Origin of the sequence: Marinobacter changyiensis (genome assembly GCF_009193265.1) — a bacterium.
Classification (GTDB): domain Bacteria; phylum Pseudomonadota; class Gammaproteobacteria; order Pseudomonadales; family Oleiphilaceae; genus Marinobacter; species Marinobacter changyiensis.
Window position 1 is genome coordinate 60554 of the sequence record NZ_VZZZ01000001.1, and the last position, 17295, is coordinate 77848.

The following is a 17295-nucleotide window of genomic DNA, read 5'->3' on the forward strand; positions in this document are numbered from 1 at the left end:
TCTCTCCTTGTTGCATTAAACTCTGATATGGCACCCTGCATTCACTGAGGCTATCCCGTCTCTCTTTCAAGCGTTTACCAAGAAGACAGACCAGAAAAGCAGGCCTGAAGCCGCTCATCTTTGTCGTAGTGCCAATCGGTAAAACTTACCGCAAATTCGGTAGGTTTTACTGATTCAGTCAACCAGAAGTAACCTGATAACCCTGCCGACACAATGAGAAATTGCTTTAAATACGATAGTTAACTGGTTACTTCACATCATTTTCCAAATATTTCCTGCCAATTCCTATGGTGGCATGTCTTCTGCATAACCTTAGTAGGACGCAGCGCTGCGAGCGTTTGTCGAACCTTTTACTCGCATGAGGAAACTAATAATGTATAAACTCTTGAAAGCCACTATTGTAGTAACAGCCCTTGCTCCCGCACTGGTGTTTGCCGGGGCAACCAATGGTGACCGGGAAATCACCATCAGTGGGCAGGGTCAAAGCGACAAGGATTTTGATAACAACGCTTTTTCTTTCGTTGCCAGCTTTGGCAAATACATAAGCAGCAAGAGCCAGTTCGGTCTGCGTCAGTCCCTCAGCATCTCCGACCCTGAGAGTGGAAGTACCGATGTGGATGGTTCGACTGTGGGCTTTTACGACTATCACTTCGGCAGAGGCGACTTACGTCCCTTTATCGGCGCCAATCTGGGCTATAGTTATGGCGATCGCACCGATGAAACCTTCTCCGGGGGTCCTGAAGCTGGCCTGAAATACTACGTTCTGGATAAGACCTTCATTCAGGGTCTGGTGCAGTATCAGTTCCTGTTTGACAGCTCCGACGACATAGAAGACAACTATGACGACGGAATTATCTATTACAGCGTCGGTATGGGTTACAATTTCTGAGCAAGGTCAGGTTCGGACGTTGGCCCACCACGGGCCAGCGAATCCGAAGCTTTATTTTTTTGGCCGCTGGCTAATGAATGTTCCGGTTTTTCTGTTGCCTCTCACCGAGGCGGAGTTCCTTTCGGCATGAGATACCATAGGATAATCGCTACGAGAAACAGAGCAGGTACATCCCCTACCAGGTTTGCCCGTTCCGTTTCGTCAACGACTGCTTGCGCGAACATAATCCAGCCATGAACAATGCTCGACCAGATCGTGAACCATATCAGGCTGGCATTGGCTAATGGGGCTTTCGCAGCCCGAATGAGGAAAATGCCCAGAGTGGCGTAAATCCCCATAATCATCTGTTCGTATTCGGGTTGTCTGGGCGTCCATGCCCACATCATCATCAGGTAGACTCCTGCGATGAAAAAAGATGCCGAATATCACAAGAGCTACTTTCAGATACTTGAGCTTTAGTTCGTCATTCAGGAGGTGTTTCCTGTTCAACGTGCCAGAGTGTCTTCACGTCGGTCCCTGCCCGGATGGTCTGCATGACCACACAGCAGGCTTCCGCTTGCTTCATCAGGGCTTTTAGCCTGTTTTCATCGGTTGGCGTAGAGAGCTGCAGCGACACAGTGCAATCCATGCGCTGAAAACCTACCGGCACGGAAGAATCCACCATGAGAGCACCCCGCACATCGCATTCCGCCCCGACGGCCACCTCGATATCAGCGAGCTCGATATCGAGCCACTGCGCGATCATGCGAGTGGTCGAGTGCAGACATGCGGCCAGTGCTGCAGCGAGCAGATCTCCCGGATTCGGGCCATCGTGATCGCCCCCGACCGCCCGATGAATCCCGAAACGCCAGCACTCTCCTGCGTTGTTCGCCGGCTCGATCTCGCCGTGAAAGGGGTCGGTACCGGCTGCCATAACCGCCCGGGCTTCATCCCGGATCCATGCGGCATCAGGATCTTTACGATAACGTTGCTGTAACGGCTGCTGGCGGGTTGGAACCAATCTTGGGTCGATGTTCTTGGTAGTTGTTGTCATGATCTGACTCCTGTTGTTTGAAGCTTACGACTTCAAACTACGTCACAACAGGAGCCCAGGGCATGAGGCAATTGTCCCGGCTGGATGGAAAGTATTGCGGTTATACGGGACAAAGGTCCCGGATGGAGATCATTCCGCGCCGAAACCCCTCTCCCGTGCCTGCACGATCAGTTGTGCACGGGTCTGGATATCGAGGCTGCCGCATATGGCACTGACATGATTGCGTACGGTTTTTGTCGCAATAGACAGAGCCTGGGCGATTTCGGTATTCGACTGTCCCCGCGCCACCAGGTTGAGCACCACCCGCTGGCGACTCGTCAACTCGCCAACCCAAGGCGCAGTCCCGCTACCCGGTAGCGTCGGAACGTCGGCAAGAAAGCGACGCAGTTCACCAATGAACACTGGCCAGGCGCTGTCTTCAAGCTGCAGTATGTGGCTGGCTCCCTTCAGCGGTAAAAAATGCGCATCAGGCAGTTGGGATGCCAGGCTGCGCCCCAGCTCGAAGGGCACCATGGCATCGTTTTCAACATGGGCAACCAGGGTCGGGGTATGGATATGTGGGAGCACGTTACGGATGTCAATCTCGTGAAAGCCGCGCCACAGTCGGACGGCATTCTCGGGTGAGGCAGTCGTTCGTTGGAGTTCGTCCCACCAGTCAATCTGCTTCACGTCATGGCCGGGAGACAAGCGGCGGGCAAATAGCTCGCGAAAGGCACCCGTTTTGCGTCCCCAGCCAATTTTTATCATGCTCGCCAGTGCCTCGGCCTCTTCCTTATTCCGTTCGCTGGAGCCAGGAGTGAACGCCCCGTTGGTATAGGCGTTGTAGAGCACCAGCCTGCTTACCCGCTGAGGATGACGGAAAGCGTAAAGCAAAGCGATGGGGCCGCCCTGGCATAGCCCGATCAACGAAAAGCGCTTCCATCCCAGGCTGTCGGCAACCGCCTCGAGATCCCTGATCCAGGCCTCCAGGTTCTGGTCCGCAACATCATGATCGGACAAACCGCTACCACGAATGTCAAAGCGAGCGAGCGTGTGGCCATGGGTTAATTCACGCAACCAATGTTGCCACACAGGACTACCCCAGTCCCGCTCCACATGAGTCAGCCAACCCCCGACGCGTATGAGTGGAGGGCCACTACCTGCAACAGCGTACGCAATGCGTACACCATCCGATGTGGAGCAAAAACTGATTCGCTGTCTCATAGGTCACCGTCGCGCGCTGGGTCAGACTGTGTCATGTAGGTCGCGCCTTAAGCAGTCTAGCAGACCTGAGTGCTGTGTCTGATAAACCCGAGGGCTAATCCGACGCGGTTCTCTCCAGCAGATGACTGGCCAGCGCGACGCCGGTTTCGCTCATGGTGAGGTAGGCGTCATCGGCGCCGGCCTCCCGGATCTGGCGGGCTTCATCTTCATACATCGTGTGCGCCACGATGTAGCCGCCGAACCCCATGTTGCGAAGGGTACGAGTAGCGATCACCTTGCCTTCAATATCCCCCATGGCCAGGATTACGGCTTCGACGGCCGGCATATGCAGGCCTCCCCAGAAAGAGGCATCCTCAGCATCGGCGAACATCACGTTGCGACCATTCTTATGGTGTTTTTCAACTTTAGCCGGGTCCGAGTCGAGACCCATCAATTTCGGCTCCTCGTCCTTTAGCCAGTCGTAGGCAGCTGTACCTGTGCGGCCCATCCCCATGATCAGAATCCGGGTATCGCCCAGTGACATGGGCTGCTCATCAGGGTGGTGCTTTTTGCCCTCGAACCGGCTCAGACCGAGCCCGAAGCGCTCGTAAACGTTATGGGACAGGCGATTCAACGGAGCGGAGATCAGGAACGAGATAGATACGGAAATGGCCAATGGCACCAGCCATTCGGGCAACGCGACGCTGGCAACAATCAGCCCGAACTCACTGTAGTTGGTCAGTGCCAGGGAGCTGAGGAAGCTGCTCCTGGCCCTCAACCGGAAGACGATCAGCAGGAGGAAAAACAGCACGCCCTTCAGGGGCAGAACCAGGCTCGCCACGGCGGCAAAGACAAGGGCCTGGCTGTCCGGAAGCCCGCCAATGCCGATCTGCAGGAAAAAGCCCACCAGGAACATCTCCTTTACGCTCCACAGGGACTTGGCGAGTTCCTGGGCCCGGGGGTGATTGGCCAGCATGGCACCGAACACCAGCGCCCCCAGCTCCGAGCTCAGGCCGACGGCCTCAAATCCGGCGCCGCCCAGCACCAGTGCCAACAGCAGGCCGAGCAGCACCAGCAGTTCATCGTGACCACTGGCATCCAGGAGACGAAACAGCAAGGGGCGCAATAACGGCAGGCCGAAGACAATCAGCGCCCACCCGGACGGCGTCTGCCCGGCGGCCAGGCTCATCACCACCAGAGCAATCAGATCCTGCATGATGAGAATGCCGATGGCGACGCGGCCATGGAAGGCGCGCAGCTCCCGTTTTGATTCCAGTACCTTGGCGGCCAGCACCGTGGAGGAAAACGAGAGAGCGATGGCCAGCAACAAGGCCGTCTTCCAGGAGACTTCCATGAGCAGGTAAATGCCCGGGGCAAAGACGGCGCAGGTAATTGCGAAGTGAAGCAGGCTGCCGCCGATGACTTCGGGACTCACAATGGAGCGCAGCTTGAGCTTCAGACCAACGGTAAAAAGCAGCAGCAACACACCGAGATGGGCGATATGGTTGAGGGCATCGGTAGCCTCAATGTTGATCTCAGTGGCGGCGGAAAGCCCGCTGAGCACAAAGCCGGCGGCCAGATAGCCCATCAGGGGAGGCAGCCCGACAGTCTTGACCAACAGGCCGAGACCAAAGGCAAAGGAAATCCATATCGCTTCAGGCATGGGGCATCGGCTCAGACATAAAGGGCACAGTGGATTGTAGGCTACCCTGTTTTGTCGTGCCCTTGTAGTCGCTGAAGATGGCATTCGGTTTTCAGCGGGCCGGATCGATACATTTGGTTAGTACCGCCATCGACGCCTGAGCCAGGTTTCCAGCTCCAACCCCACCAGCAATGACTCATTTCGCGGCCGTGGCTGCCGCTTCATCACATCTGGTTCGGCAGGCTCGAAGGCCAGGGGCATTGCCAGGATAATCGAGCTAACCAGTTTGACCCAGAGAATCTGCAACACGGAAATAGGCAACGCCAGCCCCGGTCATAGCGACCACACCGTGCAACGGCTGCCATGCCTCTACCAGGCGCAATTGGTGTTCCGGGCTGGTGCGGACACAGATATCCACCTCACCGGCGGCCGGCTTGCGGGCCAGAGCCAGCACCCGAAGGTCTTCGGAGGCCAGTTCAGAAATAACATCGGTCCACGCCTCCCGATCCAGCTGGCTGCATATGGTTGGTTTTGTCTACCGATTCGGATTCTCCTGTCAGCACGGCCTCTGCTATTTTCAGGTTATGGCAGCGTTCCAGCCGAAGGTCAGCACATAAATCAGGAAGTTTTTGAGCTGATTGCCAAGGCGGGCCAGTGGACCACGGCGGTGAGCCTCTGGCGGGCGATTGTAGCCATATTGGTCCAGTCTTTCCGCTGCTGGCCGCGCCGGCGTCTCCATTACCCCCCGTTGCCCTCAGCCACAGCACTTCTTGAATTTAAGACCACTACCGCAGCTGCAAGGGTCATTGCGGGAAGGCACTTTCGCCGCAGTGACGGTCGCCCCTTTATTCAGAAGCGCCGTCAGTTCGGCGATGGATTCAACAGCGCCCTCACGAGCATCAACCGTAATGTCCGCACACAGCTTGGCCTCGGCCACCTGGGCTTCGATCTCTTGCTTGCGCGCCTCACTGGTAACCACCAGCGTTAGCGGGTACTTCTTGCTGCCACTCTTCTGGCTGGCCTTGGTCTGGAAGCCGCCATGAGCGGTGTGGGGCTGGCGGGCGTCCTGCCGGCCCTTGAAGAAAAATTTGTCTGACATGCTGAAATCCTGATGAATGAAAGAGTACCCGGCCGCTCAAAGAAACGCGGGCTACCACTGGGCGAGATCTTTTAGCATGCTTACCGAATTGGTTATATAGGCAGAAGCATCCGAAAGTAAATCTGTGCCGGGTTTTCTGGTGGACCCCGACCAGATGTACTTTCCTGGCGATCCTGTTACAAAAAACCTGCTTTCTTATTTATCATCTATCATCAGTCAACGCTTTTTCCAGGTGCCATCCGGCTGACACACGAAGGGCCCGATAATCGTACCGGTTGGATAGGAGCGGCCGTCATAGACACAGTCCGCCAGTGTTGCGGATGCGAAAAAGACGCTGGCCAACAGAAAAAGTACTTTCATTTTTCACCTCCAACTCCGGTTAAACCCATTGAAACAACCGGCTCCTGACTGACAAACGCCTTAACTTGATAGCCCAGGGGGACGATGTAAATCAAGGCTTGCCGGGGCCACTCCTGCGCTAAAGTTCCAAAAAGTTCCTCGGCAATGTTGGTATTGATCATGATGACTTCTCTGGCATCCGGGTCAGGTGGCGGGGTGCAGTGGAAGGGTTTCTCCGCGTAAACAGAGACAAATTTCGGGATTGACTCGGTGGACTCGCCAATGGTCAGAAGCAGATCATGACCGATGAACTTGTGCTTGCGGGGCGAACACACGGCGGCGTAATTATCAGAAAGTTGTGACTCGGGCACAAAAGTCACCCGAACAGGTATACCAACCTGGTTGAAAATACCCTCCTGTTGGTTCGCAGCCTCCCTGAGGCGCACTGCAGCCGGGGAATCATAATCCAGGCCGATGATTTCAAGGGCGGCACTAAGGGAATGGATGTTTCGGTAGGTATGGAACTGATGATCAAACGGGCCTGCACCATCCACCAAAAGGCCAATGATCTCTTTTGACACTTCATCTTGTGGCGAAAGCCTGCGTAAATAGTCGACAAATTCGATGCTATCGACACTATACAGACCATAACGTTCTCTGAGCATCGCCTTCACAATGGTGGGCTGCCCCTCATCCCCCATAAGTTTGTCGAGGAGGTCTGAAAGTTCATACCCCCGATTACTGAAATCAAGAACAATCGAGTTCCCGCCTTTAAGCGTTATCTCTAATTTGCCCGGGCCGGAACTGCTCAGCATCATGTAGGTAAAAAAAGCGGCGAACACGAGCACCGCTACAATAACCAGGTTGGTGTTGATTTTTATGCCTTCACCCACGGCGACAACCCTCCTTGCAGCATTCGGCTGAACATTCGGAGGATTCCCAGACGGCAAGAGCGTCATCGTAAGGAAACGGGGCTCTAACAAAGGAATCAGAGGCGCCCCAGAATCGGGTCACGCTAACCGTTACATCCTGGCAGGCGGGCTGCAGTGCGCTATGGGGCCTCACAAATTAATGCTAGTTCATCCCCTGAAGAACTCCAGCGAGGGCTTGCCAAAAAAGTGTTGTCGTAGTCTATCCTTGAGTTAGATTCTTCGCAGCTTCGCAGGCTGCCAGCCACTCATCAGGAGGATGCTGATGACATTACCCATGCCCTTGACCCCGGAACAGGTCTATCACCGCTGCCCACTCGACCAACTGGATTTCGACACCACCGACTCGCTAGAGGACCTGGAACTGCCTTGTGGCCAGGAGCGTGTGCTGCGGGCCCTGGAGTTTGGTGCCAGCATGCAGGCGGACGGATTCAACCTGTTTGTTCTGGGGCCCTCCGGTGCTGGCAAGCACGAACTGGTCGAGCGTTTCCTGGCTAAGCATGCCGAGCAGCAACCTGTACCTTCGGATTGGTGCCACGTTCACAACTTTGAGTTCCCGGACCGGCCGAGGTCCATTCGTCTCGCAGCTGGCGAAGGGCGGCAATTCAAGAAAGACATGAATGATCTTTCCACGGAGCTGCGCACAGCGATTCCGGCGACCTTCGAAAGCGAGGAGTATCAGGCGCGGCTGCAGGAGCTGCAGGAGGAAGTGACAAAACGCCAGCATCAGGGTCTGTTTGAAATCCAGGAAGAGGCCAACGCCAATAACATCGCCATGATAACGACGCCCGCCGGCTTCACCTTTGCACCGATGCGCAATGGCGAGGTTATTGATCCGGAGGAATATAAGAAGTTCTCTGATGAAGAAAAAGCAATCGTTGAAGCCAAGGTAGAGGAACTCCAGAAGAAACTGCAGCAGACCATTCAGCAGGTTCCACGTTTACGTAAGGAGGTCCGGGAGCGGGTTCATGCGCTGAATGAAGAGATGGTTCAGCTCACTCTCGGCGGCCCGATTGGCGAGCTTCGCGAAAAATGGCGGCACCTGCCCGCGATTGTCGATTATCTGGATACCATACGTGAGGATGTGGTGGAACATGCGGAAGTGTTCCAGGACAGCGAAAACGGTCCACCCAGTGGTCTGCTGGGGCGGTACACAGTCAATTTGCTGGTGGATAATGCGGAGACAATAGGGGCGCCGGTCATTTATGAGGACCTGCCGAACCATCAGCACCTGTCGGGCCAGATTGAGCATCGGGCCCGACAGGGCACCCTGTACACCGATTTCACTCTGATAAAGAGTGGTTCTGTTCACCGGGCTAACGGTGGTTACCTGATCATTGATGCCCGTCGGATACTGAGCCAGCCGATGGCATGGGAGAGTCTGAAGCGCATTCTTTTTTCCTGCGAAATTCGAATCGAATCCCTGGAACGCCTGTATGGCTTGGCGAGCACCATAAGCCTGCAGCCAGAGCCCATTCCGGTATCGGTCAAAGTCGTGTTGCTGGGCGACCGCCTGCTGTATTACCTGCTGTCCCACTACGACCCGGATTTCCTGGATCTGTTTAAAGTTGAGGCCGACTTTGAGGACGATCTCGATCGGGACGACGCTAGCTATGAGCTCTATGCTCGTATGATTGCCACCATGGCGCGGAAGCTGAAATGCCGGCCGCTTGGTCGGGACGCGGTGGCAAGGCTGATAGAGCAAGCAAGCCGGCTGGCGGCGGATCAGCGCAAGCTGACGGCACACGATCGGGTGCTGCGGGATCTCGTCAGTGAGGCTGACCATTGGGCCGGCCGGGCAGGTATGGCCACCATTGAAGCGGCGCATGTCCAGCAGGCGATCGATGAGCGGGAATTCCGCGCCAGCCGCGTTCGCGAGCGCAGTCGTGAGCAGATTGCCCGCGGCATCGTGATGATTGCCATTGAGGGTGAGACCGTGGGCCAGGTGAACGGGTTGTCGGTGCTCAAACTCGGTGCTTCCATGTTTGGTCAGCCAACCCGGATCACGGCCACCGCCCGGCCGGGAAAAGCACAGGTCGTGGATATCGAACGGGAAGCCAAACTGGGCGGTCCGATTCACAGCAAGGCCGTGATGATTCTTTCCCGCTTTCTGGCCAGCCGATATGCGGGCGATGGCGAGCTGTCCCTGTCGGCAAGCCTGGCGTTCGAACAGTCTTACGGGGGCGTGGAAGGCGATTCTGCATCCGTCGCAGAAACCTGTGTTCTGCTGTCGGCGATCAGCCGTCTGCCGTTGCGCCAGAACTTTGCCGTCACCGGCTCGATGAACCAGCATGGCGAGGTCCAGGCGGTGGGCGGTGTTAATGAAAAAATTGAGGGCTTTTTTGATGTCTGTCGTGAGGCCGGAAAAATTCACGGACAGGGTGTCATTTTACCCGCCAGCAATGTCGAACACCTGATGCTCAACTCGGAAGTTCGCATGGCCATTGCCGATGGCGATTTCAGTATCTACCCGGTTTCGCATATCAATCAGGCGATTGAACTTTTGACAGGCATCGAAGCTGGGCAACCCAACGAGAACGGTGAGTTCCCAGAGGCGTCCTTCAACCGGATGGTCGCCGATCGACTGCTCCGGTTTGCCGAAGTCAGCAAGAAGCAGGATGACGGCGAGGGAGACCGTGCCCGCAATGGAGACACAAGCCGTGATTAATGCTGAAAAGCCCGAAGATCGGGCGGCTGCGCCTGGGCGTGTTCTGGTGCTTATCGACGGTTCACGGATCAGCTATGCAGCCCTGGACGCCGCCGCTGACATTGCCGGAAAACGGGGTGCCGACATCCTGGGGGTGTATGTCGAGGAGTTAAATCTGGTGCGCAGCGCCGGATATGGTTTTTCCCGGGAGGTTGGCTCGCTTTCTGGTATCAGCCGGCCACTCGATCCCGGCATTCTGGAGCAACGCATGCGACGGCTGGCGGATCATGCGCGGGCAGCACTTGCCAGGGCAGTAAAGCAGCGCGGAGGCAAAGCGGCGCTCAGCGTTGCTCGCGGTCGTGTGGTTGATGAGGTACTGGCGCTGGCCGGCCCGGATGATCTCCTGGTACTCGGCCGTGCCGGTTGGTCTTCCCCGGCTGGTGCTCGGCTGGGCTCCACTGCACGGGGGTTGATTCGGAAGTCCCCGGGGCGAGTGTTGTTGTGGTGCGAACATAAGTTGCCATATCAAAACCGGGTGGTTGTTTTCCTTAATGATCACGAGGAGGCAAATCACCGGGCAGCATTGGCGGCCGCCGAGATCTCCCGGCACTATCACCAGCCGGTAACCATCATTGTGGGCACTGACAATGAACCAGCCGCCGATCGGCTCGACACTATCAGGCGTGATCTTGATGTGCTCGGGGCCGGCACCCGATTGCGGGTTATTTCTGATACAAATCCGGTCACGGTCGCACGGGTGCTTCGGGAGGAGCGCGCCTCGCAACTGGTGATCAGCCGGGGGTGTGCGCTCTTTAACGAACCTGGCGCAGAGCAACTGTTGGCAGTCCTTAGCCTCCCCGTGACCGTAACGCCCTGAAAAAAAGCTTCTGCGTAATTTTAATCTTGGACGATTGTGATGATTCTGGATATTTTGCATATTGTCGGGCTGACAGTTTTTGCCGGTGGCTGCATTCCCCTGGGGGGATTGTTGGCGAGCCTGGAGCAGGTGCGCCCCCACTGGCTTGATCAGGAGTTCCGTCATTTTGTGATTGCCTTTGGCGGTGGGATTCTCCTGGGTGCTGTTGTGGTTGTTCTGGTGCCTCAGGGGCAGGAAGCGGTCGGAGACTCTTTGCTGGCCATCCCCGCCATCGTGGCCGGTGGCATTCTGTTTTTCGCGGTGGAGCGAATGCTCGGACTCAGACGCCGGGAAGCGCCACAATTAATGGGTGTAATGCTGGACTTTGTACCGGAAGCGGCGGCACTCGGGGGGCTGGCCGTTGTCAGTCCGGGCATGGCATCGTTGCTGGCCTTGCTGATCGCTTTGCAGAACCTTCCGGAAGGTTTCAACGCCTACCGAGAGTTATGCGAGCGTCCCGGCTACACCTCACGCAAAACCCTGATGTTTATGAGTACACTTGCGCTGGCAGGACCTCTTGCCGGACTGCTGGGTTATTTTTTCCTGTCGGGCCACCCGATTGTTCTTGGCACCATCATGCTGGTGGCATCGGGCGGCATTCTCTATCTTATTTTTCAGGACATTGCGCCCCAGAGCCGGCTTGACCGGCACTGGGGCCCGCCACTGGGTGCGGTTATCGGGTTTTGTCTGGCATTGTTCAGTCACGATCTGGTTACCCACTTCTGAACACCCATGCCGTGGCGCCAGCCGTCTTTCAACCGTTGCGTTTCAGGTTTGGCGAAGCAGTTACTGGCCATGTTTCAAGCTGCGACTGCAGATCAAGCCAGGGCTGTTGATTCACACGCCCTGAACCGCTGACACCACGATCCAGGTCCATTATCAGGGTTACCACCGCGGCAAAAATTATGGCTAAAACAGCATTTACCGCATGCTGTTTCTGACGCTGCTGCGCGCATTGATAACCAACCAGCATCATGGTAAGTAACGTGACCGCGAACAAGCCTATCCAGATGGTTAATGGAATTCGAAACTGAAGTCCCACCACAACCCTCTGAGTATGTAGGTCTATAACTTCGTTCAGTGACCGCACCAGCAGGCCCGCAGCCATTGTCAGTGGCTGCTCGTGATTCATTATTTCTATTAGCGACCACATCCGCTGGTGGATCGCCTCCGATCTCTTGATAGCGGTCTGGACGGCTTCTTGGTCGGCATAGTCAACGGTGCGCTCACGAACATAATCCCGCAAAAGCTGACGTATCTCTCGATCGTAAGGGGCAGGCAAAAACCCCGCTCGCAAATAACTGGTGCTGATTGCAGAGATTTCGTTGATAAAGAGCTGTTTGCGAACATCGAAACGATCGGCCGTCATATTGAAGGTAAAACCCAGCATAAAAGCAAGCAGGCCCAAGGCGGCGCCGACAGTTGTGCCCACAGACTCTTTGATACCTTTGTGCCGCATCGCACTACCGATACGTAATCCGACAAGGATCGAACCCGCGACTGTCAGCACTGCTCCACAAAACAGGGCCCATAGGGGAGTTAAATCGAGCCAGCTGCCATACATAATTAGAACCTTCAGCGTTTTCTCAAACAGTTCTATGAGCTTAGGTTAAAGAAATTGGCCCTTGGCCGCTGGCCGTCGAAAACAAATTTGTCCCGATTTTCTATAATCGACTCCTTATCTCACGACATTCACGCTTTATTCTCGCCCGTCACGGCCCGAACACCAGCGCGTTGTTAGATTTTTTATCGATTATGGCGTAGCTGTTAGAGCGTTATGGCATAGAGCATGGTGCGGATCGGTCCATAACCAATGCTGAAATAGCGGTCAGGTCTTTTATCGTGTCCTGACTACGGCTGGCTGATGGGTGTCGGGTTTATATCTTCAGCAAACCTGCAGCACAGGTGGCCAGCCCGGGGACGGCGCCGGCGGTGATAGCGGTTGCTGCAGGTTTGCGAGTAATAGTGCTAGGGTCGACGGTAGGATGCCTGATTCACGCGGTCGATAGGATTGAGCTGTTATCCGAGCCAACAAACTCACTGAACACACGAGGATAGTCATGACACAGCATTTGGTATTTGATGTGAACGAAACCCTGCTTGACGTTTCCGCCCTGGATCCCTTGTTTGAACGGCTTTTCAATGATGCGTCAACCCGCCAGGAATGGTTTCTGACCCTTCAGGAAAACTGGCTTACCGCGACCATAATCCATAATTACCTGCCGTTTGGTGATCTGGCGAAGAGTGCGTTAGTGATGGTGGGCAAACGGCGTGATATTGACGTGTCGGAGGGGGATCAGAGTGCTCTTATTGACGGCATTCTCAGTCTGCCAGCCCATGAAGCTGTGCCTCAAGCACTGACATTGCTTCGGGACAACGGTTACAAACTGAGCGCGCTGACCAACAGCACACTTGCAGCCGCCAGGAAGCAGCTGGCGTTTGCAGGCCTGAGTGACTTTTTCGACCATATCCTGTCGGTGGATGAGGTCAAGCGCTATAAGCCTGCCCGTGAGCCCTATGACATGGCAGCGGAAATACTCGGTATACAGACCGGTGACTTCATGATGATCGCAGCGCACGCATGGGACATTTCGGGCGCCGCGAACGCTGGCTGCAAGACAGCTTTTGTCGAACGTCCCGGTAAGGTGCAGAATCCAGCCGGGGCTAAGGCCGACATTCATGGCAGGGGTGTGCTTGGTGTAGCCCATCAGCTGGGCAAGCAATAGCACCATACCAGACCGGGGCCCTTCAGTTGGATCGGGCCTGCGTGCTATCTCGGTTCGAAAACCAGGACAGGTTTATATAAGACAGTCAGCGGCCAAAAAAACAGATCTGAAGATCATGTAGCCAGCCTCCCATAGCCCGTCATCCTGAATCGGCTAATCGACATTCACCGTGCACCGACCATTACTCCGGACAGACGGCTCCAGTTTCGATCCAAAATTTAGTCAATTCGCCAAAAACTTCTTGCGTGCCAGGTGCCGGGGTGCGTCCTTTACCGGGATTCCATGCCCAACCCACGAGGCCATCCGTGGCATTATGTTCCTCGATCTCGGCAAGTGTCCGGTTACCGTTGCGTTCCGGGTCCTTCAGCTGAGCGCAGATCTCGCCGACGCTTAGCCCAATCCAGCCCATGCTAACAGGAGGCAGGTGCCACGGCTGATGGCCCGGAATGCTACCTTCGCTGCCGACGAAATCAGCGTTCTCAGTACCGTGGCAGGATGAGCAATGCAACCCCGGAGGACCAAAGCCAGCCTCATTCCAACGCACGACTGGCGGATTGTGGGGCCGCATCTCATCACCCTGCATCGGAAGATCTCCGACGGGATGGCAGTTCATACAGCGGGGGTGGGTGATGACCTTCGCCATTTCATTAAACAAAGCTTGCGAGCGTTCAGACTGATCTTCAATGCTATTGAACTGATCGGGACCGCGCAATTCCTGTGCCGCGACCGGTGTGGCCAGAACGATGGCCGCGATTATCAGGCTTGTCACGCGCATTTCAGGACTCCAATGCTTTGAGGATGTCTTGCGGGCGCATCGGGATAGACCGTAAACGGGCCCCCGTTGCGTGGAAAATTGCATTGCCAATGGCCGGCGCTACTCCGATGACGCCCGGCTCGCCAAGGCCGACAGGCATGTAGTCGTTCGTCACGAAATCGATGTCGAGTTCGGGAACCTGATGCATACGCATCGGTGTGTAGGTATCAAGATTCTGATCACGTGGCAGGCCGTTTTCGATTTCAGTTCCTTCGTGAATTGCCATAGAAGCCCCCCACAGAAGCGCGCCTTCTGCCTGGGCAAGCGCTCCGTCCGGATGCGCCAGCGTGCCCGCATCAATACTGGCCCAGAGATGCTCCAACGTTACCTCGCCGGTAGCGCGGTCAACGCGAACTTGCGCGACGGTGGCGATCCAGGTGGGCATTGCGCGTTCTTGACCGGCGGTAATCGCGATGCCCATACCGGTGCCCTCCGGAAGGTCCTCCCGCTTGGCCCATCCCGACCTTTCGACCACACGATCGAGCACCTCGCGCAAACGGCCAGCACCGCCAACGGCGTGCGGAGCTTCACCGGCGTTGCGGCCCGCGGCATTCAGCAAAGAACGACGGAATGCCGCCGGGTCTTGTCCAAGACTGTTGGCGACCTCGTCCATATGGGTTTCAACAGCCCAAAGCGTATAACCCGGTGCGACCGAGCGCAGGTTACCGGGCAGAAAGGTTTCATGAACTTTCTCGTTCTTCGCCGTGCGAACACGCATCGTCTCGACTGTGTACCAGTGATCCGCACCGCTGATCGAGAACGGGTCAACCTTGCCTCCGTTTATGCCGTCAGCCAGGAAGGCGGGCGCAATCGGCGCAGTGGACCAACCCGACGCACAAGCGTGGTCGTAAGCCCGCATCGCACCGCTTTCATCGGTGACTGATCTGACTTTTTGCACAGTCGGAGAACGGGGGCAGTCGAACTGAGCGTCGTCGGGGCGGGCCATGACCATCTTGACCGGACGGCCGATGGCTTTTGCCGTCAGTGCCGCTGGGACCACGAAGTCACAGAACAGACGCCGCCCGAACCCGCCACCGAGGTATGACGTCTCAAATACCAGGTTCGCCGGGTCAATCTCCAATGCCTTGGCCACAAGGGGCAATGTCAGTGACTGCCATTGATTCCCTGCGTGCACGCGCCACGTGTCACCATCCTGCCAGACAAGCGCGTTACCCGGCTCGAGCTGCATGTGAAGGACTGTGTGGGTCTGGTAAAGCCCTTCGTGCACCTTGTCGGCAGCATCGAGCACAGCATCGGGCTCGCCCTCGAGCATGAAAAGTGACCCGGCGGTGTCGTCGTTTACCAATCGCTTGCCTTCAGCCAGCAGGTCTGCCTCGCTGGTCTCTTTACCCGAGCCACCCGCCCAAGTAACGTTGAGCGCATCGACAGCCTTTGAAGCGGCGGTCCAGCTTTCGGCTACTGCCACCAGCCAGCCTTGGCAGGTGTTGGTAGGATCGTCGATTTCGACAGTCTGGAGGTATCCCGGAATCGCCTTCGCGGCGGAGTCGTCCCAGTGTTTGACAGTGCTACCAAAGCGAACCGGCGGCATCACCGGACGGGCATACACCATGCCTTCGATGGTGCGATCGATGCCGTAGATCGCGCTGCCGTCGACCTTTTCCGGCACATCACGTGCGAGGGTGTCGCGGTTCAAAAGTCTCCGTTCAGACGCGGGTTTAAGCTTGATCGCCTCCAGCTCTGTCTTACTGAACTGTCGGTCGACGGCGCCCCGGGCCACAAGCTCACCATAGCTGATCGATTGATCACCGTGGATCACCTTACTCGCGCGAGCCATGCATTCCTCGGCGGGCACGCCCATTTCACGCGCTCCCGCCTCAATCAGGGCCATGCGCCCGGCCGCGCCAGCACGGCTGAAAGCAAAAAAGTTGTGGTTCACCGACCAGGATCCACCAGTGACCATGTAACCCCACTTGGGGTCGGTATCGACGTGGACGAACTCGACGTCGTCCCAGTCGGCCTCAAGTTCCTCAGCGATGATCCGGGACAGTGCCGTACCAACGTGCTGACCCATCTCCGCCATATGGATGTGCATGGTGATCCTGCCATCGGCCGCGATCGCATACCACACCGTTGGTTGGAAACCTTCGCCCATGGTTTGCCCAACGGGAGCGCGGGCGAAGGCCAGACTACTCAGAACCCCGGTGGTAACACCGGCGCCGGCCAGGGCAAGGAACCAGCGGCGCGTCATTGAAAAATTTGAGTGCTCGGTCATTGTTTGTTCCCTTTGCTCTGGGACGCTGCGGCAAGTTTGATTGCCTGGCGAATCCGGACGTAAGCCATGCAACGACACAGATTTCCTGCCATACCTGCAGAGATCTCTTCGTCCGTCGGCTCGGGGCTTTCTGCAAGCAACGCGGCCGCCTGCATGATCTGACCAGACTGGCAGTAGCCGCACTGGGGCGCCTGCGCCTCAATCCAGGCAGTCTGAACCGGGTGAAGTTCACCGTTGTCCCTGCCGGCGGAGGCTGCGAGACCTTCAATCGTTATGACGGCGGCACCATCGAGGGTAGAAATTGGTGTAACACAGGATCTTCGCGCCTGCCCGCCCACGTGAACGGTGCAAGCGCCGCATTGAGCGATACCGCAGCCAAATTTTGTTCCGGTCAAGCCAAGTTCGTCGCGCAGAACCCACAACAGCGGGGTATCGCCTGGAACGTCGACCTCCACCGCTCGTTCATTGAGCGTAAATTTGATCAAGTTCAGTCCTCCTGTTGGTACGCGGCATCGGCACGACCCTTAGCTTCGAATAATGGGCACCTGACCGACCCAGGGTCTGTTCGCTAGCGAACACTCTGGCCAGAAAACCGGAACAGATTTGTTTCCGTTACTTGGCCACTGTGGGTATGGGTGGATCCGGACCGGGCCATCCTTCTGCACCGTGCGACCGGGGCTATGGTGCGGCCTATTGACTCCGACTGGCTGATGGGCGTCCCCATTTTCTCGGTTTTCCCCCCTTTATGAATTGACCTGAGTCAAGGGTTCGTTGCGCCCTCTGAGTGATGCTTGGGGGCATAACTGGGGAGCAATGAGGAGTACCCGGGTCATCAGCCATGTGGCG

Annotated in this window: 19 protein-coding genes; 5 read left to right on the plus strand and 14 right to left on the minus strand. The window is 56.5% G+C overall.

Translation table 11 applies throughout. The features are described from left to right. Window positions 1–373 precede the first annotated feature (373 nt). Complete coding sequence (locus F6Y09_RS00320) at window positions 374–889, plus strand: hypothetical protein (protein ID WP_152204955.1); 516 nt, start codon at window positions 374–376, stop codon at window positions 887–889. Between the two features lie 101 nt (window positions 890–990). On the opposite strand, the gene F6Y09_RS00325 is transcribed toward F6Y09_RS00320, so the two are convergent. The 10 genes from F6Y09_RS00325 to F6Y09_RS00360 all read right to left on the minus strand — a co-directional run bounded on the left by F6Y09_RS00325 (window position 991) and on the right by F6Y09_RS00360 (window position 7077). Continuing rightward, window positions 991–1278 (minus strand): DUF6632 domain-containing protein, encoded by a 288-nt coding sequence (locus tag F6Y09_RS00325; RefSeq protein WP_343031052.1) that lies wholly within the window; start codon window positions 1276–1278, stop codon window positions 991–993. A gap of 74 nt (window positions 1279–1352) precedes the next feature. After that, on the minus strand, window positions 1353–1922 hold the full coding sequence (locus F6Y09_RS00330; protein ID WP_152204956.1) for an OsmC family protein: 570 nt from the start codon (window positions 1920–1922) through the stop codon (window positions 1353–1355). A 129-nt stretch (window positions 1923–2051) separates the two neighbouring features. Beyond that, window positions 2052–3125, minus strand: a complete 1074-nt coding sequence (locus F6Y09_RS00335) for an alpha/beta fold hydrolase (protein WP_152204957.1) — start codon at window positions 3123–3125, stop codon at window positions 2052–2054. A gap of 94 nt (window positions 3126–3219) precedes the next feature. Further along, on the minus strand, window positions 3220–4767 hold the full coding sequence (locus tag F6Y09_RS00340) for a cation:proton antiporter family protein (protein WP_152204958.1): 1548 nt from the start codon (window positions 4765–4767) through the stop codon (window positions 3220–3222). Between the two features lie 117 nt (window positions 4768–4884). Continuing rightward, the gene (locus tag F6Y09_RS20405; protein ID WP_246180323.1) at window positions 4885–5007 is read right to left on the minus strand and encodes a hypothetical protein; all 123 of its coding nucleotides are present in this window, start codon (window positions 5005–5007) and stop codon (window positions 4885–4887) included. Between the two features lie 16 nt (window positions 5008–5023). After that, a complete protein-coding gene (locus F6Y09_RS20410; RefSeq protein WP_246180242.1) occupies window positions 5024–5200 on the minus strand; it encodes a hypothetical protein in 177 nt (58 codons plus the stop codon). 123 nt (window positions 5201–5323) lie between these two features. Next, window positions 5324–5485, minus strand: coding sequence for a cation-transporting P-type ATPase (locus F6Y09_RS00350; protein ID WP_152204959.1), 162 nt, complete (start codon window positions 5483–5485; stop codon window positions 5324–5326). Between the two features lie 15 nt (window positions 5486–5500). Continuing rightward, window positions 5501–5845 (minus strand): PBPRA1643 family SWIM/SEC-C metal-binding motif protein, encoded by a 345-nt coding sequence (locus F6Y09_RS00355; RefSeq protein ID WP_152204960.1) that lies wholly within the window; start codon window positions 5843–5845, stop codon window positions 5501–5503. A 216-nt stretch (window positions 5846–6061) separates the two neighbouring features. Next, entirely contained in the window at window positions 6062–6205 is a 144-nt protein-coding gene (locus F6Y09_RS20040; RefSeq protein WP_179959305.1) for a hypothetical protein, read from the minus strand. Next, window positions 6202–7077, minus strand: coding sequence for a hypothetical protein (locus F6Y09_RS00360; RefSeq protein ID WP_152204961.1), 876 nt, complete (start codon window positions 7075–7077; stop codon window positions 6202–6204). Before F6Y09_RS00360 ends, F6Y09_RS20040 begins: the two co-directional genes overlap by 4 nt. Window positions 7078–7378: 301 nt before the next feature. Between F6Y09_RS00360 and F6Y09_RS00365 the strand changes: the two genes are divergently transcribed. From F6Y09_RS00365 to F6Y09_RS00375, 3 genes are read left to right on the plus strand one after another with little or no spacing between them, the layout of a single operon-like run. Next, the gene (locus F6Y09_RS00365) at window positions 7379–9781 is read left to right on the plus strand and encodes an ATP-binding protein (RefSeq protein ID WP_152204962.1); all 2403 of its coding nucleotides are present in this window, start codon (window positions 7379–7381) and stop codon (window positions 9779–9781) included. Beyond that, window positions 9759–10637: a universal stress protein gene (locus F6Y09_RS00370; protein WP_152204963.1), complete on the plus strand. Its 879-nt coding sequence runs from the start codon at window positions 9759–9761 to the stop codon at window positions 10635–10637. Before F6Y09_RS00365 ends, F6Y09_RS00370 begins: the two co-directional genes overlap by 23 nt. Window positions 10638–10676: 39 nt before the next feature. Further along, window positions 10677–11402 carry a ZIP family metal transporter gene (locus F6Y09_RS00375; RefSeq protein WP_152204964.1) on the plus strand — a complete coding sequence of 242 codons (726 nt, stop codon included), beginning with the start codon at window positions 10677–10679 and terminating at the stop codon, window positions 11400–11402. A gap of 28 nt (window positions 11403–11430) precedes the next feature. Here F6Y09_RS00375 and F6Y09_RS00380 read toward each other — a convergent pair whose 3' ends face one another. Continuing rightward, window positions 11431–12240, minus strand: a complete 810-nt coding sequence (locus tag F6Y09_RS00380) for a bestrophin-like domain (protein ID WP_152204965.1) — start codon at window positions 12238–12240, stop codon at window positions 11431–11433. Between the two features lie 496 nt (window positions 12241–12736). On the opposite strand from F6Y09_RS00380, the gene F6Y09_RS00385 reads away from it, so the two are divergent. Further along, window positions 12737–13402 (plus strand): haloacid dehalogenase type II, encoded by a 666-nt coding sequence (locus F6Y09_RS00385; RefSeq protein WP_152204966.1) that lies wholly within the window; start codon window positions 12737–12739, stop codon window positions 13400–13402. Window positions 13403–13583: 181 nt separating this feature from the next. Here the strand turns inward: F6Y09_RS00385 and F6Y09_RS00390 are convergent, their stop codons facing one another. The 3 genes from F6Y09_RS00390 to F6Y09_RS00400 are packed head-to-tail and all read right to left on the minus strand — an operon-like array spanning window position 13584 to window position 16934. Next, window positions 13584–14177: an Isoquinoline 1-oxidoreductase subunit gene (locus tag F6Y09_RS00390; RefSeq protein WP_152204967.1), complete on the minus strand. Its 594-nt coding sequence runs from the start codon at window positions 14175–14177 to the stop codon at window positions 13584–13586. Window position 14178: 1 nt separating this feature from the next. Beyond that, entirely contained in the window at window positions 14179–16449 is a 2271-nt protein-coding gene (locus tag F6Y09_RS00395; protein ID WP_152204968.1) for a xanthine dehydrogenase family protein molybdopterin-binding subunit, read from the minus strand. Further along, entirely contained in the window at window positions 16446–16934 is a 489-nt protein-coding gene (locus F6Y09_RS00400) for a (2Fe-2S)-binding protein (protein WP_152204969.1), read from the minus strand. The genes F6Y09_RS00395 and F6Y09_RS00400 overlap by 4 nt, the downstream gene beginning before the upstream one ends. Between the last annotated feature and the right edge of the window lie 361 nt (window positions 16935–17295).